Origin of the sequence: Aequorivita vladivostokensis, assembly GCF_000952855.1 — a bacterium.
GTDB classification, from domain to species: domain Bacteria; phylum Bacteroidota; class Bacteroidia; order Flavobacteriales; family Flavobacteriaceae; genus Aequorivita; species Aequorivita vladivostokensis.
On record NZ_JSVU01000003.1, the window covers coordinates 76,680 to 101,572 of the forward strand.

A 24,893-nucleotide genomic window follows, 5' to 3' on the forward strand; every position below is an offset into this window, starting at 1 on the left:
TATTTATGTGCGTTGATTTTTTACTACTTTGGATACCTAAAATAAATCTATGAGCAATATTGTTGAAGCTGCAGATAATTTTATCTTTCAACTATTTAAGGACAAGCTTCCAAGTACTTTCGTTTACCACAATTATACCCATTCAAAACGTGTTTATAAAAGTATAAATGAAATTATTGAAAACTCCCAATTTGATGTTAAAGATGCTTTAATACTACGTTTGGCGGCTTTGTTGCACGATACGGGCTACATTGTGGGAAGGGAAAATCACGAAGAGGAAGGTGCGAAGATTGCACGTAAATTTTTAGAGGAGCACAATGTAGAGGAAGATGTTATTAAGGGTGTCGAAAAATGTATCCTTGCCACAAAATTTAAGGACACTACCCCGCAATCAGACCTTGAAAAAGCTATTCGCGATGCGGACTCATCACACTTCGGAAAAGATTATTTTAAGGAGGCCAGCGAATTTCTGCGCCAGGAATACCTATTTCAAAAAGTACATAATTACACTTCCCGCGAATGGCTGGATGAAAACATAAAAGTTTTGGTGGAGGACCACCAGTTTTATACCGAATATGCCCTAAAGGAATGGCAGCCCGTAAAAGAGGATAATCTAGCCGATCTGTTAAGCCAGCGGAAAAAGCGCAAGGAGAAGATTCAAAAGGAGCGGGTAAAGGCAAAGTTAAAAGCCCAATATAAAAACGATAGCCCCGAACGCGGTATCCAAACCTTCTATAGAACCGCCCTGAGAAACCATATGAAATTAAGCGATATTGCCGATACAAAAGCAAATATTATGCTTTCGGTAAATGCTATTATCATTTCGTTGGTGCTTTCCAATCTCATCTCAAAATTGGATAACAATAATTATTTGATTATTCCCACCGCCATCTTTGTATTGTTTAGCGCCATAACTATGATTTTGGCAGTAATAGCTACCCGACCAAACGTAACCCGAGGCGAGTTTACCAAAGAGGACGTTGCCAACAGAAGTGTGAATCTCACTTTCTTCGGAAATTTCCACAAGATGGAACTGGAACAGTACGAATGGGCGATAGAGGAATTGCTTAAAGATAGAAATTACGTCTATAAATCACTCACCAAGGATTTATATTTCCTGGGAAAGGTGCTGGATAGAAAATACCGGATTCTGAGATTGACCTATACCATTTTTGTGGCGGGTACAATTATCTCCTTGGTTTCCTTTGCGGTTTTCTTTTATTTGGAATTTTAATTATTCCTCAATTTGCGAAATAAGATCTTCGTAGGTATAGTATTCCTTTACCTTGTCATTGCTTTTGCTGTATAGAACCTTAACGCGCAATGCCTTGAGGCCTGTAACGCCTTGCAGATCCTCCAATTCCAGAACCTCAATTTCGGTATCTATCATTTTTTGGAATTGCAAAAAGTGCAGGTACTTTAGATACTCTTCCTCGTCTTCTTTTTGGGAATAGATAATGGCTATTTTTCCGGGTTCCGTAATACGGTCTTCCGTGCCTTTAATGTTGGCTTTATCCACACGTTTCTTTACAACTTCATAACGCGCATTGTACGTGCCATCAACGTCAAATCGCTTTTCATCCATACGAAACCGCAGCGATAGGGAACCGTTAAAAACCAAGATCATGGAAGCCACATTTAAGGTAATGGGCAAGGAATCCTTAAATCGGTAAAAACTGTTTTCCATCTCGCACATTACCTGCAGTTGCCACAGTTTTAAATTTTTTAGATATATTTTATTGAAAGAGCGCTCTTTGGTAATTGCCTCTCCTATATAGAGATTATGCTCTACCCCATCAGTCTTAAAGCGCTCGAAATAATGCGGATACATTTTCTGTGCTTCCTGCTGCTTTCGGTCTAGAATGGCAGCCAATCTTTTATTGATAAGCATTACCGATTCGTCATAATCTTTTCGATACTTATATACAAAGCCCGTATTTACATCTACCAATTTATAATATTCATCAACCCACTCCTTAAATACATCGTTTTTTTGACGGATGTGTTTTAACAAAGGAATTATTTCCGCAGCAATAAAATTCATAATCTTACGCTCGGTATCTACTTGCAGATTTTCCTCAATTTCTTGTGAAAAAGTGGCAATGGTAAACTTCATCTGCTCAAAAATAGGCAGCGATGCCTGGTTTGAAAGTTTTTTCAAAAGCCCATCGATATAACTCAGTTGAAGAATGAGATCCTGCTTGGTAGCCTCGTTTCGCGCCTCGGAAGATCCTTTTATATCAGTCTGCCCATATAACGGGTAGATGTCCTCAAAAACTATTTCCTTGAAAAAGGTTGGGTTGCCCTCATTTATGGTATTGAGATAACGTTTCGCCTCTTTGCGGAATTTCCAGTGCACGCTACTGTGAATGGCAGTACATTCCTCTTGGATTATAAGTTCCAGCTCGTTTTCAAGGTTTTCCTTGGAGCGTACAACAGAGTCCACCAAGAAGGGCATGATGTCGCGCAGTTTATTGGCATTTATGGTGTTTAAATCGTTCGCATTGGGCGAAACCAGCTCCAAAACCCCTAAAATTTTATCATTGTGTACAATGGAGGCGAAGATGGCACTTCGCATTCCTTGATCCAGCATTTTCTTATAAAGCAAATTCTCTGGATACATTTTATGATAGCGTTCCGCATCGGTAACGCAATAAAACTCCTTCTGCTTAAAAAGCGTATAGTAGGAAGCACTGCAAAGCGCATCTTTACTTAACTGCGATTTCTTATTGTTGAGAATGAAACTTGAAATCTCCTTAAATAGGGTTCTTTCAAAAGATTCGGTTTCCTCGTTATAATCCGTAAAGCCGATCATTAAATCCTTCAGGTCGAAGATGGAACGGAAAATACGGCTGAATTCGGTATTCTCGAAGCCCCCGTTCTTTTCCAACCTTAGAAGATTCGATTTAAAATCTGAAATGGACACATTCAAGGTAACATCGGTTAAGGAAGCAATAACGAAGCCGTTGAAAATCCAACTTTCCGGTGGAAATTTTTCCTTCCACACCGAAACGTCGTCAAAGCTTTCCAGAAGTTCGTTGATGTCCTCTTCAGAAATATCCTTTGCCTCATCGGTTTTTTGGATCTCCACAAAATCGGCATTATAGAGCAATCTATAATTTTTGACCATACCGCGCTCGTCGGGAATATTGTAATAATAAGAGCGTCTAAAATCTACTTTTCTATCATAGTATTCACTCAGGATGATACTGCACCCCATGATGTAGAACTGATCGTCATCAAAATTTATAATATCCAGTTTAAAATCGGGACCAGCCGCTTTTATTAAATTTTTATACCGCTGTGTACTTTTAAATGCGAAGTCTTGAAAGGGAATGGTCGCAAACTTTATTTCGTTCTTCCCCAATACAGAAGGGAACAGTGGGTTCAAAAGGGTGTCTATCTGCTTCATATATTTTGGTAGCAAATCAAAATCGCTTATTCCCTGCGAGAGCTCGGGAAAATTTTCTTCCACGGAAAGAATTTCGGCCGCGAGATTTTTTTCGACTTCCGTTTCGGGTGTATTCTCCTTAAAGGCCTCAAAAACTTTTTTGAAACCTATCTTAACTTTCAACGGAAAATCCCTTTTCAATTTCTTCATACTAAAGCGATATTTAAAGGATAAAAGTACGGGTTAATGCCCCGAAAATATGTTAATAAATAATAAAATAATAGCTCATTTCACACAATGAGGGAATAAACAGCTATTTTTGCCACCAATCTAAAAATACAAAATTTATGAGACTGATTTTAGCTTTACTTTTATCCATTCCATTAATATCCTGCAATAAAGATACCAATTCCTATAAATTGGAAGGTGATGCCATTGGTTTTGAGGATGGCACTGAAATGTATGTTTACACTTTGGAAAACAAACAGCCAAAATTGCTGGATACGATCGTTATTAATGAAGGAAAATTTTCGGCCACTTATCCCAATAGTGAAAATACAAGTCTGAATTTCTTAAGGCTGAATGAGGTGCAGGGTTCGGTACTGTTCTTTCCGGAAAACGTGGATATGCAGGCTACTATTTATAAAGATAGCATTAGAGCCTCTCGCGTAATGGGGGGAAAACAAAATGAGGCCTACAGTGATTTTGTCAATAAAATGACTGCCTTCAACAAAAGAAAGCAGGAAAATATGGAGCGTTTTCGCGCCGCCAGAGAAATGAACGATACGGCCACCGTTGCAGAAATACAAAGCCAAAATTTGAACATTGTAGCAGAGGAAACGGAATATAAAAAGGAATTTTTGAACAATAATCTGAATAGCCTGTTCGCGGCCATGCTAATTTCTGAAATGACCGGGCGAAAAGAACTTACACCCGCAGAAGCCAGTGCCTATATTGAAAAAATGGACGCCAAGGTAGCCTCCACTGAAATGGTACAGGACCTTAAAACAAATCTCGAGGCAATGAAAAAAGCTGAAGTGGGAAGTTTGGCTCCAAATTTCAGCGCCCCGACCCCAACGGGTGAAATGATGTCTCTAAAAGATGCGTTGGGCAAATACACCATTATCGACTTTTGGGCCTCCTGGTGCAGACCGTGTAGAATAGAAAATCCTAATGTGGTAAAGGTTTACAATAAATATCACGATAAGGGCTTAAATATTATTAGCGTATCCCTGGACAAGGCAGAGCAAAAAGACAAATGGTTACAAGCTATCAAGGATGACCAAATGGATTGGTACCACGTTTCAAACCTCCAGTTTTGGCAGGACCCTATTGCACAGCAGTACAGCGTGCGTTCCATACCCGCTACCTTCCTTCTTGACGAAAATGGGGTTATAATAGATAAAAACCTTCGCGGCGCGGCGCTGGAAGCCAAGATTGCTACTTTGTTTGCAGGAGAGTAATTGCGGTATTGACGGTAGTCGGTAGAAAAATATTAAAAAACCTCGGTCTTTTGAACGACCGAGGTTTTTTTGTGTTTAATGATTTATCGTTTTTGAAATGTTTTAAACGTATAAAATACTCCAACTTTCAACCACCTGGGCTTAATTTAAAAGGAAGCTTACGTTTACAGTTGATTTAATTTCCATTTCGCCAAGAGCAATCGTTTGTTCGCCGCCACTGGCAGAAGAATCCATCATAGCCGTTTTGTACATTGGCCGTGGATCTCCCGAATTATTGAATTCGCTTATTGAAACTGCTTTTCCAACACTTTGGTTCAAAACTGAAGCGTATTCCCTCGCCTTCATTTGGGCATTCTCAACAGCCTTTTTACGGGCCTCACTCTTAAGCGATTCCTCTTTGGAGGAAGAAAAGTTTATGCCATCAATTCTGTTGATGCCCGTATCTATAAGCCCCTTCATTACCGCCTCGTATTTTTTTAGATCGTGCAATTTTACCGAAAGGGACTGATTGGCGGCAAAAGTGTAGGTTTTACTGTTGTAATCATAGTTTTTGCTGAGGTTCATATATTCCGTACGCACATCCTTATCGGAAATGTCCATTTTTTTTAGAAATTTTAAAACTTCATTAATCGTCGCATCGTTTTGCTCTTTTAGCGTCTTGGTGTTTTCTCCCGTATTTTCAACGCGAATGTTTATGGTTACTTCATCGGGTACCACGCGCACGATACCTTCCCCGGTAACATCGATAGTGGGCGGCGGTAACGTATTCTGTGCCATTGCGGTAGTGGTCGTAATTGCTAAAATTAAAAGTGTTTTAAGAGTTTTCATAGATTTTTTAGGTTTTAGATTTTTGTTATTTGCGGATGTTTCATCAAAAGATTTCCAACTATATTTTACCCAATTTATGGAGAACGAATAAAAGAATCAAAGGAATCGCCAATAAGACAACAATCCATAGACTTGTTTGGAACAAATAGGGCGCAAAAACAAGCGTTAGCACATAACCGCCAACAGCCCCACCAATGTGGGCATCGTGGCCTATATTTCCCAATCTTTTTTTCATTCCGTAGATAGAATACAACAAATATGCCATCCCAAAAAGCCACGCCGGAATGGGGATAGGGATAAAAAACAAATAAAGGCCCATATCGGGAAAAAACAAAATAGCGGAATATAGCACGCCCATCACCGCACCGCTTGCCCCTATTGCGCTGTAGTGGTATTCATCTTTGTGGAAATAAAAGGAAAGCAAATTACCTATCAGCAAACTCGCCACATAGATTATCACAAAATAAGTAACCCCAACGCTCATAATAACTACCGGTGCAAAGAAATAAAGCGTAAGCATATTGAACAGCAAATGTGAAAAATCGGCGTGCAAAAAAGCAGAGCTGAACATTCTAATATGCTCGCCGCGGCGTATTCCCGCAATGTTGAACTTGTACTTTTCAAAAAAGGCAAAATCATTGAAGCCTTTCATAGATATGATCACGTTGGCGGCAATGATTATAATGGTTGCGATGTGTAGGTTTTGCATTTGGAATGAAAAATTAAATATTAAAAGTTATTGTTGATTCGTGATTCTAACCTGAATATTCAATATTGAACGTTGAAGATTGAACATTTATTTAATTAGTTTTGCACGAATATTCGCTATGCAAAGATTGCTTTATATCCTGGCTTATCCAATTCTTTGGCTACTTTCCATTATGCCGATGCGTATTTTATACCTAAAATCCACCGCGCTGTATTTTTTGGTCTATTATATTGTTGGGTATCGCAAAAAAGTGGTGAAGGATAATCTAGTCCTCGTTTTTCCCGAAAAAACACAAAAGGAGCGGGACTATATCGCACAGCAGTTCTTTAAACATCTTTGCGACATCATTTTTGAAACTATAAAGGCATTTACCATTTCCGAAAAGGAAATCCGCAAACGGTTTGTGGTAACCAATGCCGAAATCCTTGACAATTATTACCAAAACGACCGAAGCATCCTGCTAATGGCAGGCCATTACGGCAACTGGGAATGGAGCGGAATTCTCAACAAATTGATGCAGCATCAAGCCCACGCCGTTTACAAACCTTTGGACAACAAACAGTTTGATGCATTGGTTAAAAAAACCCGGGAACACTTTGGAGGCATCATTGTGAGCAATAAAAAAATTGTGGGCGTGCTTTTCCGAAAGTGGAAAAAAGGCATCAAAACGCTAACCTACATTCTCTCTGACCAAACCCCAAAACTCGGTGCTTTCAAACACCGCGATACCTTTATGGGGATAGATGTGCCAATGTTCACCGGGACCGAGGAACTGGCAAAAAAGCTCGACTTTTCAGTGCTTTATCTAAAGGTTGAAAAAGTGAAACGCGGGTATTACACTGCCACTTTTATTCCTTTGGTTGACAATCCAAAGGAATACCCAGATTTTCAGATAACCCGAATGTTTTTTGATGCCTTGGAAGCACAGATTCGCGAAAAGCCTGAGTTTTATTTATGGTCGCATAAACGGTGGAAGCTGAGGAATGTTCAATAAGATTTGATATAAAACAACTTATTTTTAATATCTTTAATAACCATTAATAAATAAGTACCGACAATCCAAAATAGTAATTGTTGATATTATTGAATATTTTTATATAAAACCAAGCAACCAACCTATGAAAAATTTTATATTCCTTTGGATTAGTTTAATAAGCTTGACGTGTTTATCACAAGATATGCGGCTTTTTGAGCAAACTTGGATTTTACATGATTTGATTTTGGATGGACAGAGTTATATTCCTCCAATTAATAGTGAGCAAAATCACGTTCCCGCAGATTTTATTGAGCCTAATGATTTTTATACAGGAGTATGTGATGGTACAGGCGGATATGGCATAATTGAATATAATGGAACTACTGAGTTCAATTTCTCGGAAGGAATAAATTGGCTTGCAGGAGGTTGCTCAATTGAAGAGAATAATCTGTACTCTGATTTATATATGAGCTTCTGGAATGAACCACCCTTCGATCCATTTCATTATGTAATTACCGAATCAGGACAGGACAGAACCCTTATTATAACAGCTTCTAATGGGGACCAGGCAATATATAGTAATAGATACTTATCGATAAGTGAATTTAACAATCAATCCCTATCAATTTATCCTAATCCCGCTACTGATATTCTCAATTTAAAATACAATGAAAATCTTTCCATACAAAAAATCATTATCTATGATTCCCAAGGAAGACAGGTTTTATATAACACAAAAAATCTATCTCAAATAAATGTTGGGAATTTAAAATCAGGTATATACTTCATTTCAATAGAAAATAATAAAAAGGAAACACTAAAAAGGAAATTTGTAAAAAGGTAAATATACGTAGTACCCAATGGCACCAGTAGAATAAAAATCTTTTATATTCTCGCAATAATCTTAATCTCCCCAATAATCCTATCTGCCAAAGCCCTCTCCTATTTTTTCCGCATCGGGAGTAATTGATAAAAATTGCCAAATTTATATTTTGCACCTATATTTGTACAAAATTAAATACAATATCATGCAAATCACGACTGTCTCCGACTTCAGAAAAAACATTAAAACCTATCTTGATAGCGTTGTGAAGAATTTTGAGACCTTGATTATAAATCGCGGAAAAGATTCTGGAATTGTAGTGATGTCGCTACAGGAATACAATTCCTTGATGGCTACCAACCATGAGCTCTCCTCCCGAAAAAATGAATTGAGATTGGATTCCGCTATCGAAAAATTAAGGGAGGGAAAGAATTTTGAGAAGGATTTGATCGAAAATTAAAATGAAGTACATATTTGTTGACGAATCTTGGGAGGATTATCTGTATTGGCAAAGAACAGATAAGAAAAAACTGAGAAAAATAAACTTACTTCTGAAAAACATCGCTCGCAATCCTTTTGACGGTATAGGAAAACCCGAACCGCTAAAACATAAATACGCCGGGTTTTGGTCAAGACGAATTGATAGCGAACACCGGCTCATTTATCAATATAAAGAAGGAGAAATATTAATCGCGAAATGTAGATTCCATTACGACTGATAAAATACTGCGTTCAATCGCGAATACAATATAAAAAGGATACCTTAACTTGTAAAACACCTTCTCCCAATTGTACGGGAGAAGGCGTTCTTTATTGGGCAATTAAATTCTCGCTATATACCCGCAATAGCTTTTATTTCCCCAATAATCCTATCCGCCAAAGCATCCGCATCTTCCTGGCTTTTTGCCTCGGTATAAATCCTAATTATAGGCTCAGTGTTTGATTTTCGAAGATGTACCCAGTTGTCGGGGAAATCTATTTTTACGCCGTCAATCGTGTTTATTTCTTCCGCGGCATACTTTGCTTCCATTGTCTTTAAAATTGCATCAACATCCAATTGTGGCGTTAATTCAATCTTCCTTTTGCTCATAAAATAAGCGGTGTATTTTTTGCGAAGTTCGCTCACCGCAATTTTCTCTTCCGCTAAAAAGCTTAAAAACAAAGCAATACCAACCAAACTATCACGACCGTAGTGCAGTTCTGGATAAATAATACCACCATTGCCCTCTCCTCCTATTACTGCATTTGTTTCCTTCATTTTTTCTACCACGTTTACCTCGCCCACAGCGCTGGCAAAGTAGGTTCCGCCATGTTTTTCGGTAACATCGCGCAGGGCACGTGATGATGACATATTGCTCACCGTGTTTCCGGGAGTGTTTTGCAAAACATAATCGGCCACGGCAACCAGCGTATATTCCTCGCCAAACATTTCACCTTTTTCATCTACAAAAGCAAGTCGGTCCACATCGGGATCCACCACGATCCCGAAGTCGGCGTTATTCGCTATTACACTTTCCATCAAATCGCCCAAATGCTCCTTTAAAGGTTCGGGATTGTGCGGAAACTGACCATTTGGTGTGCAGTGCAATTTCACGGGTTCCACGCCCAATGCTTCCAAAAGCAAAGGCACGGCAATTCCGCCCGTAGAATTTACCGCATCGACCACCACTTTAAAATCGCAGTCTTTTATGGCCTCGGCCTTCACCAAGGGCAAGTTCAATATTTCATCAATATGTAAATCGATGTAGGCATCGTTCTTGTGAATTTCACCCAGATGGTCAACTTCGGAAAACTCGACAACGCCCTTTTCGGCAATATCCAGGATTTGTTGCCCGGCTTCGGCATTTAAAAATTCGCCTTTGTTATTTAGCAATTTCAGGGCATTCCACTGTTTGGGATTGTGGCTTGCCGTTAAAATTATGCCGCCATCGGCGTGTTCCATCGCCACGGCCATTTCGACAGTAGGCGTTGTGGAAAGGTTTAAATCAATAACCGTGATGCCCATTCCAATTAGCGTGTTCATAACCAATTGCTGGATCATTTCCCCTGAAATTCTCGCATCGCGACCCACGACCACTTTGTAATTCTCTTTGTTGCGCTGCTGTTTTATCCAACTTCCGTAGGCCGCGGCATATTTTACCGCATCAATGGGAGTTAAATTTTCGCCTTGCGTACCGCCAATGGTTCCGCGAATGCCGGAAATGGATTTTATTAAAGTCATTTTATTTCGTTCTTTTTAAGTATAAATCGTATTTAGTATTTGGAGCCCCATGCCGTGGGCAAGGGTTAAAATAATTTCTGTTTTCTGGGAAGTTTAAATGCATTAAAGTCTAGGCACTAAAACAACATACTGCATCCAAATTGGGTAATAGATCCATTTTGAATTTTTACAGCGCAAAAATACATATATTTATTGAATGAATTTTTTGGCCCACATCTATCTCTCCGGCAATGACGAAAGTGTTATCATCGGCAACTTTATTGCTGACGGCATTAAGGGAAAAAGATATTTAAAATATCCGCCGGCCATCGCGAAAGGTATATTGCTGCACCGTGCAATCGACAGTTTTACCGATGCCCACCCGACGGTACACCAGAGCACGGCGCGGCTCCACAAAAATTACGGCCATTACAGCGGGGTAATCGTGGATATTCTCTACGACCATTTTTTAGCGAAAAATTGGAGCAAATATTCCGAAGTGCCTTTGGATGAATATGTATCGGATTTTTATAAATTGCTTCGGAAAAATTTTACCATGCTGCCCGCCCGTATCCAACGGATGATGCCGTATATGATTGCCGACAACTGGCTGCTAAGCTACGCCACCGTGGAGGGAATCAGCAAAATTTTGGCGCAGATGAACGTGCGTACCAAAGGCGTTTCAAAAATGAACCTTGCCGTGGCGGAACTCGAAGAATACTATAATGAATTTGAAGCCGAATTCACTTCCTTTTTTGATGAATTGATTGCTTTTTCCCATCAAAAATTAAAAGAATTATGAAATTGGATTGGCCCGTACGGACGCACGGATGGGCAGTACAGACACACGGCCGTGCGTCTCTACGCCCAAATAATTAAATTCGAAAAATAATAATTATGAAAATCTATCCCCTATTAATCATACTTCTCATATTTGCCTGCAAGGAAAAACCTGAAGCGCAAACCGTTGTTGAAAAACCCAGAGTTGAGACAAAGAAAGCGGTAATAGCAGACAGTGCTATGGTAGTTTCGGCCCGGGCGGAGGCTTCAAAAATTGGCACGGAAATCCTAAAAATGGGCGGCAACGCCTTTGATGCCATGATTGCCACAAATATGGCTTTGGCCCTAACCTACCCCAACGCAGGCAATCTTGCCGGCGGCGGCTTTATGGTTTACAGAACCCAATACGGCGAAATAGGCTCGTTGGATTACCGGGAAAAAGCACCGATGGCCGCCACAAAAAATATGTACCTCGATAAGGATGGAAACGTTATTCCTAACAAAAGTTCCATTGGCGCAATGTCGGTGGCCGTTCCCGGGACGGTTGCCGGCATGTTTGCGGCCCACGAAAAATTCGGAAGTTTACCGATGGAAGTTATTTTAAAACCCGTGATTGAACTGGCAAAAAAAGGATATATAATAACTGAGAAGGAGGCAGAGGAATTGGAAATGTATATTCCCTATTTTGAAGAAATAAACGGCGAAACAATTCTCTATACAGAAAATCTAAAAGCTGGCGATACGTTGAAAAATTTAGCACTGGCCTATACTTTGGAACGTATCTCCAAAAATGGCCGAGCTGAGTTTTACGGTGGCGAAACGGGCCAAAAACTCGTTTCCTTCCTGAAAGAAAAAGGCGGCATAATAACCCTAAAAGATTTGGAGGCTTACGAGGGCCAATGGCGCGAACCGATTGTTTTTAAGTATAAGGATTTAAAAGTGATTTCCATGGCGCCACCATCCAGCGGCGGCATCTGTTTGGCGCAGATTTTAAAAATGGTTGAACCTTTTCCCCTTTCGGAATATGGCCACAATTCAGAAAAATACATCCAAGTTTTGGCCGAAGCTGAACGCCGCGCCTACGCCGACAGAAGTTATTATTTGGGCGACCCGGATTTTGTGAATATCCCGACCGATTCCTTGCTTTCCGAAGCCTATCTTTCCCGAAGAATGGAAAATTTTTCCTTCGATGCCGCAACTTCTTCAGCAGAAATTAAGCCCGGTGTAATTATGGGGTACGAAAGTCCTGAAACCACTCACTTTTCAATCGTTGATTCCTTTGGGAATGCGGTTTCGGTTACCACAACACTCAATTCAACCTTTGGCTCCTTGCTATTCGTCAACGAACTCGGTTTCTTCTTAAACAATGAAATGGACGATTTCAGCGCAAAGCCGGGCGAACCGAATGTGTATGGCCTGGTTGGCGGACAGGCAAATGCCATCGCGCCCCAAAAAAGAATGCTCAGCTCGATGACGCCGACCATAGTAGAAAAGGACGGCAAACTCTGGATGGTCGTAGGTACTCCCGGCGGGGCAACGATTATCACCTCAGTAGCACAAACAATCTTGAATGTGTATGAATTTAATATGGATATGCAACAAGCCGTGGATGCGCCCAGATTTCATCACCAGTGGTTGCCCGATGCCATCAGGTATGAATTTGAACGATTTCCCAAAGATCTGATTGAAGCATTGAAACAGAAAGGCTATCCCGAAAACACAGAAACAGATCCCATCATTGGGAAGGTGGACGCCATCCTAAAACTCCCGAACGGCAAACTTCAAGGAGGTGCCGACAGTCGTGGGGATGATACGGCTGTTGGTTATTAAAAAACCCAATCTGCACGCTTAATCGAAATGTTCTGCATTATATCGAAAGGAATTTTTGTAGGAAATAAAAAGGTTTAGATTTGAGGGATTTAACCAAGGATTTTTTAAAGAATTTGGATCAAAGCCGTTAGGGAAAACGATATTTCATCAATTTTAGAAACCATAATACGCTTTTCTTTATCACTCTTGCAGAAATTATTCACATAAGCTTTCTGTTACCAAATTCTTGCTGTAAAAATCACACTTTAGTGCCTTTCGAAAGATTGGCGGTTATAGCCTATGGGAAATAAACTTTCGTTCAAGGATTGGTACTCTATTATCGCTTTTGCGATAAGTGGGGCCATCTGTGCGGGACTTATATTTCTACTCTATGACAAATATCTCAATTCTCTTGGTTTTGAAGACAATCTTAAGAAACTCACTTCAATCTATATAGGCATCAGTGGATTTTTATCCGCCATTTTGATGGTTTTTCTAGCGGCTTCGGCAATGCGACAGAAATTATTTAAAGCCAAAATCATTCACAAAATAAGCAAGACCACCCAAAAAATGCACAATTTCCGCACTATCGCCGAAATCCTGTTCAATTCAAACATATGGCTTCCCGGGCTGAAGGATTATATGGAAAAGGACTATGCGGATCTCACTTATTTTGATGTTAAGGAATTTTACAAAGGAAAATCTAAGCTGGCCATCGAGTTTCTTCAAGAAACACATCATTTCGGTGAAACGGAGAACCTTTATTTGGAATTAAAATCGCTGTTGATGACCGACCCGAAAGACAAGCACATTCCCGAAACTATAAACTATCCTATTTTTTATGACAACGATATCATTGAAAAATGGGTTGAACACAAATGCGGCTCAGGCCTGTGGTATGTGTTTGGATATAAATTCGGAAATTATAAGGAATCATTAAATCTGGAAGCCGTTTTCGAGCGCCACAGGGAGAAAATTTTAACGCTTGCCAATACCATAGACCAGGACAAGTTTGAAAACTCCTCCTTTAATGAAATTTTCTTTTCGAAACTCTGGGAGCACTTGACCAAGGATGTCATTCCGAAACTATCCCAATTTCAGAGCCACATAAATAGAAAAACCCCACGACTTATATACTATCTATACATCGTGTTTTTTTTGTTAATGGTTTTTGGTGTGCTACTGCCGCTTACCTATTTAATGCTCGGGTTTTCGGTACTGGCTATTATTGTCGGTTATTCCATCGTAATAAGTACCATCTTCTACGTTGCGGTCACATTTCATATTTTTCTTTCAAAGGAAGTAAACCGCTAAAAAAACATTTCATTTTTTACCAAAAATTAACACCGTGCCATTGCCATGCATTCTTTATTTTCCAATCTATTGAGTACCTTTGCCAGCTATGCTGAAAAATGAGGATTTTATTGAAGTTTTGGGCGCCCGCGTCCACAACTTAAAGAACATTGACGTTCGCATTCCAAGAGAAAAATTAGTAGTAATCACAGGGCTTTCCGGCAGCGGAAAATCCTCCTTGGCGTTTGATACCATTTATGCCGAAGGACAACGTCGCTATATTGAAACTTTTTCAGCATATGCACGCCAATTTCTTGGCAGCTTGGAACGCCCTGATGTAGATAAAATTGAAGGCCTTTCCCCAGTAATCGCCATTGAGCAAAAAACCACGAGTAAAAGTCCGCGTTCTACCGTTGGCACCATTACTGAAATTTATGATTTCCTCCGTCTTTTTTACGCCCGCGCCAGTGATGCTTATAGTTACAACACGGGGCAAAAAATGGTCAGCTATAGTGATGAGCAGATAAAACAGCTTATCCTTGAAGATTTCGCCGATAAAAAAGTGAGCATTTTGGCTCCGGTTGTCCGGTCACGAAAGGGGCATTACCGCGAACTATTTGAACAGATTGCCAAACAAGGTTTCCTAAAAGTACGCGTGGACGGCGAGGTGCGCGATATTGTGAAGGGCATGAAAGTGGACCGCTACAAAACCCACGATATTGAAATAGTTATCGACCGACTGAAGGTTTCCGCCGAAAGCGATAACAACAAGCGCCTTTCCGAAACCATAAACACCGCAATGTATCACGGTGATGATGTACTGATGGTCCTGGATAACGATACGAACGAAGCCCGCTATTTCAGCCGGTCGCTGATGTGCCCGTCCTCGGGAATTTCGTATCCAAATCCCGAGCCGAACAATTTTTCCTTCAATTCACCAAAAGGGATGTGCCCCAATTGCAAAGGGTTGGGGAAACTCTACGAGGTAAATTTGAACAAGCTCGTTCCGAATCCAAAACTATCCATCAAGCAGGGTGCCTTGGCCGCGCACGGGCCACAAAAGAACAATTGGGTTTTTAAGCAACTCGAATTGATTGCGGAACGCTTCAAATTTAAGTTGAGCGATCCGTTTGAAAGTATTCCGCAAGAAGCCAAGAATGTTATCTTTTTCGGCGGAAATGAAAAGTTTGAAGTTGCTTCAAAGGAACTCGGCATCACCCGAAGTTATAAAATAGATTTTGAGGGGGTTGCCACTTTTATCCAAAATACTTTCGACGCAAACGAAACCACTTCCCTAAAACGCTGGGCAAAGGAATATATGGACAAAATTCCCTGCCCGGAGTGCAACGGCACACGGCTTCGCAAGGAATCGCTTTACTTTAAAGTGAACGATAAAAACATTGCCGAACTCGCTAACATGGATGTGGTGGAATTGGCGGAATGGTTTGCAGACCTCGAAAACAACCTATCGGAAACGCAGCTTAAAATCGCTTCGGAAATTATAAAGGAAGTACGCTCAAGGCTTCAGTTTTTGGTGGATGTGGGGTTGACGTATTTGGCTCTGGACCGCAGCTCAAAATCACTTTCGGGCGGTGAGGCGCAACGCATCCGACTTGCAACGCAGATTGGCTCGCAGTTGGTGGGCGTGCTCTATATTTTGGACGAGCCCAGTATTGGCCTGCACCAACGCGATAATGAGCGCTTGATTTTTTCCTTGAAACAATTGAAGGATATAGGCAATTCCGTTATAGTCGTGGAGCACGACAAAGATATGATTGAAAGCGCCGATTATGTGATTGACATCGGCCCGGCAGCGGGAAGGCACGGTGGCGAGATTGTTTCCGAAGGAACTCCCGAGGAAATTAAAAACCACAATACCCTTACCGCAGATTATTTAAATGGAAATAAAGAAATTGAAATTCCGAAGAAACGCCGAAAAGGAAACGGCAAAACGCTAAAGCTGAAAGGTGCTTCGGGAAATAACTTGAAAAACATTTCAGTGGAATTTCCCTTGGGAAAAATGATAGGTGTAACGGGCGTTTCCGGCAGCGGAAAGAGTACGCTTATCAACGAGACCCTCTACCCGATTCTCAACGCACATTTTTTTAATGGCGTAAAAAAACCGATGCCCTACAAAAAAATTGAAGGGCTTGAAAATATTGACAAAGTAATCGATATAAACCAATCGCCCATCGGCCGCACGCCGCGAAGCAACCCAGCGACCTATACGGGTGTTTTTTCTGAAATACGCAATCTTTTCGCCAAAACTCCCGAAGCGATGATTCGTGGCTATAAACCGGGCCGTTTTAGTTTCAACGTTGCCGGCGGCCGCTGCGAAACCTGCAAAGGCGCCGGTCTGCGCGTTATTGAAATGAATTTCCTTCCCGATGTTTATGTGGAATGCGAAACCTGTCAAGGCAAACGTTTTAACCGTGAAACTTTGGAAATACGTTATAAAGGGAAATCCATTTATGACGTTTTGGAAATGACGATTAATGAAGCGAATGGATTCTTTGAAAACATTCCAAAAATCCACCGAAAAATAAAAACCATAAAGGATGTTGGTCTCGGTTATATTACGTTGGGCCAGCAATCCACCACGCTTTCGGGCGGGGAAGCACAGAGAATTAAACTGGCTACCGAACTCTCCAAACGCGATACGGGAAACACCTTTTACATTTTGGACGAACCCACAACGGGACTCCATTTTGAGGACATTCGTGTTTTGATGATAGTGCTGAATAAACTGGTTGACAAAGGAAACACGGTACTGATTATTGAACACAATCTGGACGTTATTAAAACCGTTGATTATATTATAGATATTGGCCCCGAAGGCGGCAAACAGGGCGGAAAAATTATGGCCCTGGGAACCCCGGAAGAAGTAGCCGAAGACAAAAAGAGTTATACCGCCCGATTCCTTAAAAAAGAATTACATTCGTGAGGGACGAGTAACACTTAACTTATAACGCTTAACGCATAACACTTAACACTTAACTCATAACATCGAACACTGAAATAAATGAGAGACGAACAAATACCTAAAAACTGGAATCAAGTCAAAACCAACGACTCCTGGGCCATTTTTAAGATTATGGGAGAATTTGTGGGTGGATATGAAAAAATGAGCCGAATAGGCCCCTGTGTTTCAATTTTTGGCTCTGCCCGTACCAAACCGGACCATAAATATTACAAACTGGCAGAAAACATTGCCAAAAAAATTACCGAAAACGGCTACGGCGTTATCACAGGCGGCGGACCGGGAATTATGGAAGCGGGTAATAAAGGCGCCCATTTGGCTGGCGGAACTTCCGTGGGGCTTAATATTACCTTGCCTTTTGAACAGCACGATAATCCATATATAGACAGTGATAAAAGCATCGATTTTGATTACTTCTTCGTGCGAAAGGTTATGTTTGTAAAATATTCCCAAGGCTTTGTGGTAATGCCTGGAGGTTTTGGAACGCTTGATGAATTTTTCGAGGCCTTGACCCTTATCCAAACCCATAAAATTGATAAGTTTCCGTTAATACTTGTTGGAACAGAATTTTGGGGAGGCCTTTTTGAATGGATTAAAACAACACTTTTGGAAGCTAACAACAACGTAAGTGCGGAAGATTTGGACTTGGTACATTTGGTTGATTCGGAAGACGAAGTCCTTCAAATATTAAACGATTTTTATAACGAATACAATTTAAGCCCGAACTTCTAATTCTTAAACCATCCGAATGTTTAAAACGATACTTACGGTTGCCTTTTTTATAATTTCGCTTTGCGCAAATGCACAGGGAACCATAAAGACCATGTTTTACAACCTGTTGGAGTTTCCCTCTGCCCAGCCCAGTAATCGCGAACAGATTTTAATGGAGATAATCGACGATTACGAGCCCGATATCTTTATGGTTTGCGAGCTGGAAAGTGAATATGGTGCCGATTTAATTTTGAATACGTCGCTCAACGATGAAGGCGTCAATTATTTACGGGCTCCATTTCAGCCCAGCCAATCCGGCGACCCAGACCATCAACAAATCCTGTTTTACAGAAAAGGAATGTTCACCCTTGAAGCTGCTGAAGTTATCCCAACACAAGTGCGCGATATAAACCATTATACCTTAAAACTCAGCACCGCCGACCAACAAACAGACCCAGTGCTAATTGAGATTTTCGTAACCCATCTTAAATCCAGCCAAGGTAGCGGGAACCAAACATTGCGTCTGGTTATGGTAAACCAGTTTACCGACAGACTGGAAACCTTGGATCCCGATTCCTTCGTAATTTTCAGTGGTGATTTCAACTTTTATACTTCGAGCGAGCCGGGATACCAAGAATTATTGGACCCCACGAACGCCATTGTAATGGTAGATCCTATTGATCGTCCGGGGTCGTGGCATAACAATGATAGTTTTCAGGATATACATTCGCAAAGCACCCGTTTAAGCTCAGGTCCTTTTGGCGCGGGAGCCGGCGGCGGGCTGGACGATAGGTTTGATTTTATAACCATTTCAGAAAATATGCTGGGCAACCCCAAATTAAAATATATTGAAAACACCTATAAATCTTTTGGGAACAATGGCAATTGCTACGACAACAGTATAAACAGCCCCGACTGCGCTGGAGATTTCAGCCAAGAATTGCGGGAGCATCTTTACAATATGAGCGATCATCTGCCCATTGTGATGGACCTGGAAACGGACAAGGAAATTGTTTTGGACAATCCGGATTTTGCGATTATAAGCGCTATTCTTTTAGAAAACACAATGGCTTCCTCAGAATTGAACATTCGTCTGGCGTCGAGTGTTTCGGAAAGCGTTTCTTTTGAAATTTACAATACTTTGGGGCAAAAACTCTTGGAATTCACTTCAGAAAATACAGGGCATATTTCGATAGATATAAGCCAATTTGCCAATGGAATATATTATTTAAAAACGAACATCCCAGGCTTCCAAACCCTAAAATTTCTTAAAACTCCTTAATGCCAAAAAGGATTCTATACCTACTTTTTTTCTGTTTGGCAGCCCAGGCAGGCGCGCAGCATGTTATAAACATTGATGCGACGCTCCTTCCGGGCAAAAAAACGCTGGCAATAAAACAACAGATAACCTATAAAAATACTTCTGCAGATACGCTAAGGGAGTTATACCTTTTTGATTGGGCCAATAGTTTTTCCACCAAAACCAGTCCGTTGGGCAAGCGCTTTGCCGAAAATTACGACAGCTCCTTTCATTTTGAAAAAGAAGAAGAACGTGGCAAAACCACCATTGAAAAAATTTATGGTACGGCCAAAAATCCATTACAGTGGCAACGCGGTGACGAAGTGGATATATTGAGAATAATCCCGCAGACTCCCCTCCTGCCGGGAGATAGCTACACCTTCAATCTGGAATATAGCGTTAAGGTTGCAGATAGTAAATTTACGCGCTACGGGGTAGATAAAAACGGCAATTACAAGCTTCGGTATTGGTATATTTCCCCCGCTGTTTACAATGGCCAATGGCAGGTTTACAGCAATAAAAATATTGACGACCTCTACCTAACGCCGTCCGAATTTTCGGTGAGCCTCCATTTTCCGAAGAACTACTCCCTCATTTCAGATTTGGATTTGCTGGACGAGTCCAGTTCCCATAACATAAAATCCATTGCTCTTGCAGGAAGGGAGCGCACGAGCGCAACAATCTACCTAGAAAAGATTCCCACTTTTGAAACTATTGAAACAGATAAGCTGCAGGTAATCACAAACATACAGAACAGTAAGGTAAATCCGCCAGTGCAGGCCTTGTTGATTGATAGAATTGCTCATTTTCTGCATGAGCGGCTTGGCCCATATCCCTTTGAAAAAATGGTCATTAGCGAAACCGATTATAAAACCAATCCCGTTTACGGTCTCAACCAATTGCCACGGTTTATCAGTCCGTTTCCCGATGGTTTTGAGTACGATATGGAGCAGCTAAAAACCATTACCCGAAACTATATTGACAATACCCTCATTATGGATTCCCGGGATGATTACTGGCTTCAGGATGCGTTGCAAATTTACCTGATGATGGAATATGTGGATACCTATTACCCAAAAATGAAGATAATAGGCAATCTGAGCAATTGGTGGATAATCCGATGGGCGCACGCGGCAGATCTGGAATTTAACGACCAGTATCCAATCCTCTATTTGAATATGGCACGCAACAACATCCATCAGGCCCTGACCACGCCAAAGGACTCCTTGTTGAAATTCAATATGAATATTGCCAACGGCTACTACGGCGCAAGTGGGCTTAGGTATTTGAACGATTATTTGGGCGACGGTGTCGTAAACCGAAGTATTAAGGAGTTTTATTCTGAAAATAGATTGAAGCCCATTAAATCCTCGAGTTTTGAAACGGTGCTTTCCCGAAACACCGAACTTCCCATAAATTGGTTTTTTGAGGATTTTGCCGATACTCGTACCACGATTGATTTCAAAATAAAGAAAGTTGAAAAACAAGGCGATTCGCTAAAGGTCTTTATAAAGAACAACAGAAATAGCGAATTGCCCGTTTCGCTTTACGGTCTCAACAAAGAGGAAGTTGTCTATAAAACCTGGACCAGGCCCGTGGATAGTATAACTACGGTAACCATTCCTGCGGAAAACATCCGGAAACTGGCGCTCAATTACGAAGGAAAAATTCCCGAATACAACAGAAGAAACAACTTTAAGGCCGTAAAAGGTTTGCTGAATAAACCCTTACAGTTCCGGCTTTTTCAGGATGTGGAGGACCCAAATTACACCCAGTTTTTCTTCATGCCCATTTTTGAATATAACCTCTATGACGGTATTTCGGCGGGATTGCGGCTTTACAATAAAACAGTATTGCCCAAAGCCGTGCATTACAGTCTGGAGCCGCAGTTTGGGTTTCGTTCCAAAACCCTTGTGGGGAGTGCCTCCATCAGCTATACGCAGACTATGGACCAAGGCAATCTCTACGCCATGCGCTACGGTTTTTCCGGAAATTATTATTCCTACGATCGGGGACTTTTCTATAAGCGCTTTACGCCATACATTACCTTCGCCTTTCGTAACGACGATTTGCGAAATAACGAAAAACAATACATCAATCTCAGAAACGTAAACGTATATCGGGACGAAAACCCAAACGATCCCAACCAGGAGCCGAATTACAGCGTTTTCAACATGCAATATGTGTATTCAAATCCCAACCTTATCAATTATTTTAGGGGCGTTGCCGACTATGAAATTTCCTCAAAATTCAGCAAGCTATCGGTTGATTTGGAATACCGCAAGCTCTTTCTGAGCAACCGCCAGTTGAACCTTCGCTTCTTTGCAGGGGTTTTTCTCTTTAACGATACCCGTGAAAATGAAGATTTCTTCAGCTTTGCCCTAGACCGTCCCAACGATTATCTTTTCGATTATAATTACTACGGAAGAAGTGAAGATTCGGGGCTTTTTAGCCAGCAGCTCATCATAGCCGAAGGAGGTTTTAAGTCGCAGTTGGAGCCGGCATATGCCAACAGCTGGATGGCCACCGTAAATGCCAGCACGAACATCTGGAGATGGATCTATGCCTATGCCGATGTAGGTTTGGTCAGCAACAAAAAACGCGGCACAAATGCGGTTTTTGACAGTGGGGTGCGGGTAAGTCTGGTGGCCGATTATTTTGAGCTTTACTTCCCAATCTATTCAAACTTGGGTTTTGAACCAAATCTGCCCCATTATGATGAAAAAGTTAGGTTTATAATTACTTTGAGCCCAAAAACCCTGTTGGGACTTTTTACGCGAAGATGGTATTAAAGAGGGCCGAAATTTTAAGAACCGGTATTTCAAATAAAATCAAAAAATGCAACTATTAAATAACTGGCGAATCGTCATCCTCCTTTGCCTAACCTTGGGCTTAGCACCATTTTTGCCCGAACCCCACATTTGGGGTAAACTGAAATGGATTGCAGGCGGCGCCGAAGGCATGCAGGGAGCAGACTGGTTTGATGTCTTGCTCCACGGGTTTCCTTTTATTCTTTTGCTTAGATTGTTGATTGTGAGCGCTCTTCCTTCAAAAAAAGATTGAAACACAAATCCGCTCTGTTACAAAAACCGCCTGTGTATAACTAAGCGTTGCGAAACCCCCTCAATTTCGCTATTTTTGCAAAACTAAAACCCATTGAAATGCAGACAGACCCAAAGACCAACGGCGAAATTTCCTTTGACGATTTCAAAGAAACAGTTATAAACGATTATAAAATAGCTGTTACCAGCCGTGAATGTAGTCTATTGGGCCGCCGTGAAGTACTTACAGGGAAGGCAAAGTTTGGGATTTTTGGCGATGGCAAGGAAGTACCGCAACTGGCTTGGGCCAAGGCCTTCCAAAATGGAGATTGGCGCAGTGGTTACTACCGCGACCAAACGTTTATGATGGCCATCGGGAAATTAACTATTGAGCAATTCTTCGCAGGTCTTTATGCCCATACCGATATAAAGGCGGACCCTATGAGCGCGGGAAGGCAGATGGGAGGCCATTTTGCAACCCACAGCCTCAATGAAGACGGCAGTTGGAAAAATCTTACCCAACAAAAAAACAGTAGTGCCGATATTTCGCCCACGGCAGGTCAGATGCCAAGATTATTGGGCTTGGCGCAAGCTTCAAAGATTTTCAGGAATGTAAAAGGGATTGAAAACAAAACCAATTTCTCCATAAACGGAAACGAAGTGGCTTGGGGAACTATCGGTAATGCCAGCACCAGCGAAGGGCTGTTTTGGGAAACCATAAATGCCGCGGGCGTGCTCCAAGTACCCATGGTAATGAGCGTTTGGGACGATGAGTACGGAATTTCAGTCCACGCAAAATACCAAACCACCAAAGAGAATATTTCAGAAATATTAAAAGGATTCCAACGCAATGAGGAAGAGGATGGTTATGAAATTATCCGCGTGAAAGGTTGGGACTATCCAGAATTGATTGAAGTTTACAACCGTGCCTCTAAGATTGCCCGGGAGGAGCATGTGCCCGTCCTGATCCACGTACAGCAACTTACCCAGCCCCAGGGCCACAGTACCAGTGGCTCGCACGAACGCTACAAAAGCAAGGACCGTTTGGAGTGGGAGGCAAAATTCGACTGCAACCTGAAAATGCGCGAATGGATGATTGCCAGTGATATTGCTACTGATGAGGAACTTTCAGAAATAGAAAAGGAAATAAAAAAGAAAGTACGCGACGGCAAAAAAGCAGCCTGGGAAGCCTTTGTGGCTCCCCAGAAAAAGGAGCAGCAGGAAGCCGTGGTATTGTTGGGCAACTTAGCCGAGAGCAGCCCAAACAAAAATTTCATTGAAAAAATAAAGAATGAATTGGCTTCCGAAAAGGAGCCATTGCGTAGAAATATCCTCGCTTCCGCGCGCAAAGCACTGCGCTATGTAGTAGGGGAAAATTCTTCTGAAAAGAAACAACTTCAGGATTGGATTGAGAATTATTGCGAAACAATCCAGCCCAAATACAGTGCCCATCTTTACAGTGAGGCCAAAGAGAACGCCAAAACCATAAAGGAGGTGCTTCCCTCCTACGCAACCGATGCCGAGGAAGTAGATGGCCGCGTCGTGCTTCGCGATAACTTTGACGCTATCTTCAGCAAGCATCCCGATGTATTGATTTTTGGGGAGGACAGTGGTGAAATTGGTGATGTAAACCAAGGCCTGGAAGGCATGCAGGAAAAATACGGCAAGCTACGTGTAGCTGATGCCGGTATTCGCGAAGCTACCATTCTCGGCCAGGGAATCGGCATGGCGATGCGCGGTTTGCGACCCATCGCGGAAATTCAGTATTTGGATTACATACTGTATGCCCTTCAAATTATGAGTGACGATTTGGTTACCGTTCGTTACCGAACCAACGGCACCCAAAAAGCCCCGTTGATTGTCCGCACCCGTGGCCACAGATTGGAAGGCATTTGGCACAGTGGCTCACAAATGGCTGGTTTGATTCACCTATTGCGCGGAATGTATGTCCTGGTACCTCGCGATATGACAAAGGCCGCCGGTTTTTACAATACGCTGTTGGAAACCGATGAGCCCGCCCTGGTTATAGAATGCTTAAACGGCTATCGTTTAAAGGAAAAAATGCCGAAGAATCTCGGCGAGTTCAAAACCCCAATTGGCGTTGTGGAAACCATTAAGGAAGGAACTGATATCACCCTGGTTTCCTACGGAAGCACCCTGAGAATTGTGGAAGAAGCCGCCAAAGAACTGCAACAGGCAGGTATAGATGTTGAAATTATTGACGTGCAGTCCTTACTGCCTTTAGACATTAATCACGATATGGTGAAGAGCGTAGCCAAAACGAACCGACTCCTGGTAATTGACGAGGACGTGCCGGGCGGTGCTTCGGCATACATTTTAAACCATATTATTGAAGTACAGGGCGGGTATAAATTTATGGACAGCAAACCCCAGACCCTCTCGGCAAAGGACCACCGTCCGCCCTATGGCACCGATGGTGATTACTTCAGCAAACCTTCCGTGGAAGATGTCTATGAAAGGGTTTACGCCATCATGCACGAGGCAAATCCTTCGGAGTTTCCCAAGTTAAGATAACGCTAAAGTCCTGTTATACTTCAGCTAGGCTATGTATCTTATAGCGTAATTTAA

The 24,893-nt window shown here is 41.7% G+C and carries 19 protein-coding genes; 15 read left to right on the top strand and 4 right to left on the bottom strand.

Going from position 1 to position 24,893, the window contains the following annotated elements:
* The first annotated feature begins 49 nt into the window (after positions 1-49).
* Positions 50-1,234: a Pycsar system effector family protein gene (locus MB09_RS05265; protein ID WP_045079852.1), complete on the top strand. Its 1,185-nt coding sequence runs from the start codon at positions 50-52 to the stop codon at positions 1,232-1,234.
* On the opposite strand, the gene MB09_RS05270 is transcribed toward MB09_RS05265, so the two are convergent.
* Complete coding sequence (locus tag MB09_RS05270) at positions 1,235-3,601, bottom strand: hypothetical protein (RefSeq protein ID WP_045079853.1); 2,367 nt, start codon at positions 3,599-3,601, stop codon at positions 1,235-1,237.
* Between the two features lie 137 nt (positions 3,602-3,738).
* Between MB09_RS05270 and MB09_RS05275 the strand changes: the two genes are divergently transcribed.
* Positions 3,739-4,854 carry a TlpA disulfide reductase family protein gene (locus tag MB09_RS05275; protein WP_045079854.1) on the top strand — a complete coding sequence of 372 codons (1,116 nt, stop codon included), beginning with the start codon at positions 3,739-3,741 and terminating at the stop codon, positions 4,852-4,854.
* Positions 4,855-4,995: 141 nt separating this feature from the next.
* Here the strand turns inward: MB09_RS05275 and MB09_RS05280 are convergent, their stop codons facing one another.
* Both MB09_RS05280 and MB09_RS05285 read right to left on the bottom strand, forming a co-directional pair.
* Positions 4,996-5,682: an SIMPL domain-containing protein gene (locus MB09_RS05280; protein ID WP_045079855.1), complete on the bottom strand. Its 687-nt coding sequence runs from the start codon at positions 5,680-5,682 to the stop codon at positions 4,996-4,998.
* A gap of 58 nt (positions 5,683-5,740) precedes the next feature.
* Complete coding sequence (locus MB09_RS05285) at positions 5,741-6,391, bottom strand: rhomboid family intramembrane serine protease (protein WP_045079856.1); 651 nt, start codon at positions 6,389-6,391, stop codon at positions 5,741-5,743.
* 118 nt (positions 6,392-6,509) lie between these two features.
* Between MB09_RS05285 and MB09_RS05290 the strand changes: the two genes are divergently transcribed.
* The 4 genes from MB09_RS05290 to MB09_RS05305 all read left to right on the top strand — a co-directional run bounded on the left by MB09_RS05290 (position 6,510) and on the right by MB09_RS05305 (position 8,909).
* Positions 6,510-7,385 (top strand): lysophospholipid acyltransferase family protein, encoded by an 876-nt coding sequence (locus MB09_RS05290; protein ID WP_045079857.1) that lies wholly within the window; start codon positions 6,510-6,512, stop codon positions 7,383-7,385.
* Positions 7,386-7,509: 124 nt separating this feature from the next.
* The gene (locus tag MB09_RS05295) at positions 7,510-8,211 is read left to right on the top strand and encodes a T9SS type A sorting domain-containing protein (protein WP_045079858.1); all 702 of its coding nucleotides are present in this window, start codon (positions 7,510-7,512) and stop codon (positions 8,209-8,211) included.
* 184 nt (positions 8,212-8,395) lie between these two features.
* Entirely contained in the window at positions 8,396-8,650 is a 255-nt protein-coding gene (locus tag MB09_RS05300) for a type II toxin-antitoxin system Phd/YefM family antitoxin (RefSeq protein ID WP_045079859.1), read from the top strand.
* Position 8,651: 1 nt separating this feature from the next.
* Positions 8,652-8,909 (top strand): Txe/YoeB family addiction module toxin, encoded by a 258-nt coding sequence (locus MB09_RS05305; protein ID WP_045079860.1) that lies wholly within the window; start codon positions 8,652-8,654, stop codon positions 8,907-8,909.
* 113 nt (positions 8,910-9,022) lie between these two features.
* On the opposite strand, the gene glmM is transcribed toward MB09_RS05305, so the two are convergent.
* Positions 9,023-10,411, bottom strand: coding sequence for a phosphoglucosamine mutase (gene glmM / locus MB09_RS05310; protein WP_045079861.1), 1,389 nt, complete (start codon positions 10,409-10,411; stop codon positions 9,023-9,025).
* A 196-nt stretch (positions 10,412-10,607) separates the two neighbouring features.
* Here glmM and MB09_RS05315 point away from each other — a divergent pair, with 196 nt between their 5' ends.
* The 9 genes from MB09_RS05315 to MB09_RS05355 all read left to right on the top strand — a co-directional run bounded on the left by MB09_RS05315 (position 10,608) and on the right by MB09_RS05355 (position 24,839).
* On the top strand, positions 10,608-11,192 hold the full coding sequence (locus MB09_RS05315) for an acyl carrier protein phosphodiesterase (protein WP_045079862.1): 585 nt from the start codon (positions 10,608-10,610) through the stop codon (positions 11,190-11,192).
* A 95-nt stretch (positions 11,193-11,287) separates the two neighbouring features.
* Entirely contained in the window at positions 11,288-13,000 is a 1,713-nt protein-coding gene (gene ggt, locus MB09_RS05320; protein ID WP_045079863.1) for a gamma-glutamyltransferase, read from the top strand.
* A gap of 279 nt (positions 13,001-13,279) precedes the next feature.
* The gene (locus tag MB09_RS05325) at positions 13,280-14,293 is read left to right on the top strand and encodes a hypothetical protein (protein ID WP_045079864.1); all 1,014 of its coding nucleotides are present in this window, start codon (positions 13,280-13,282) and stop codon (positions 14,291-14,293) included.
* Positions 14,294-14,381: 88 nt separating this feature from the next.
* On the top strand, positions 14,382-17,216 hold the full coding sequence (gene uvrA, locus MB09_RS05330; protein WP_045079865.1) for an excinuclease ABC subunit UvrA: 2,835 nt from the start codon (positions 14,382-14,384) through the stop codon (positions 17,214-17,216).
* Positions 17,217-17,294: 78 nt separating this feature from the next.
* Complete coding sequence (locus MB09_RS05335) at positions 17,295-17,984, top strand: LOG family protein (protein WP_045079866.1); 690 nt, start codon at positions 17,295-17,297, stop codon at positions 17,982-17,984.
* Between the two features lie 16 nt (positions 17,985-18,000).
* Complete coding sequence (locus tag MB09_RS05340) at positions 18,001-19,245, top strand: T9SS type A sorting domain-containing protein (protein ID WP_045079867.1); 1,245 nt, start codon at positions 18,001-18,003, stop codon at positions 19,243-19,245.
* Positions 19,245-22,055, top strand: coding sequence for a gluzincin family metallopeptidase (locus MB09_RS05345; RefSeq protein ID WP_045079868.1), 2,811 nt, complete (start codon positions 19,245-19,247; stop codon positions 22,053-22,055). Before MB09_RS05340 ends, MB09_RS05345 begins: the two co-directional genes overlap by 1 nt.
* A 46-nt stretch (positions 22,056-22,101) precedes the next feature.
* Complete coding sequence (locus MB09_RS05350) at positions 22,102-22,326, top strand: hypothetical protein (RefSeq protein ID WP_045079869.1); 225 nt, start codon at positions 22,102-22,104, stop codon at positions 22,324-22,326.
* A gap of 98 nt (positions 22,327-22,424) precedes the next feature.
* Positions 22,425-24,839: an alpha-ketoacid dehydrogenase subunit alpha/beta gene (locus MB09_RS05355; RefSeq protein WP_045079870.1), complete on the top strand. Its 2,415-nt coding sequence runs from the start codon at positions 22,425-22,427 to the stop codon at positions 24,837-24,839.
* Positions 24,840-24,893 lie beyond the last annotated feature (54 nt).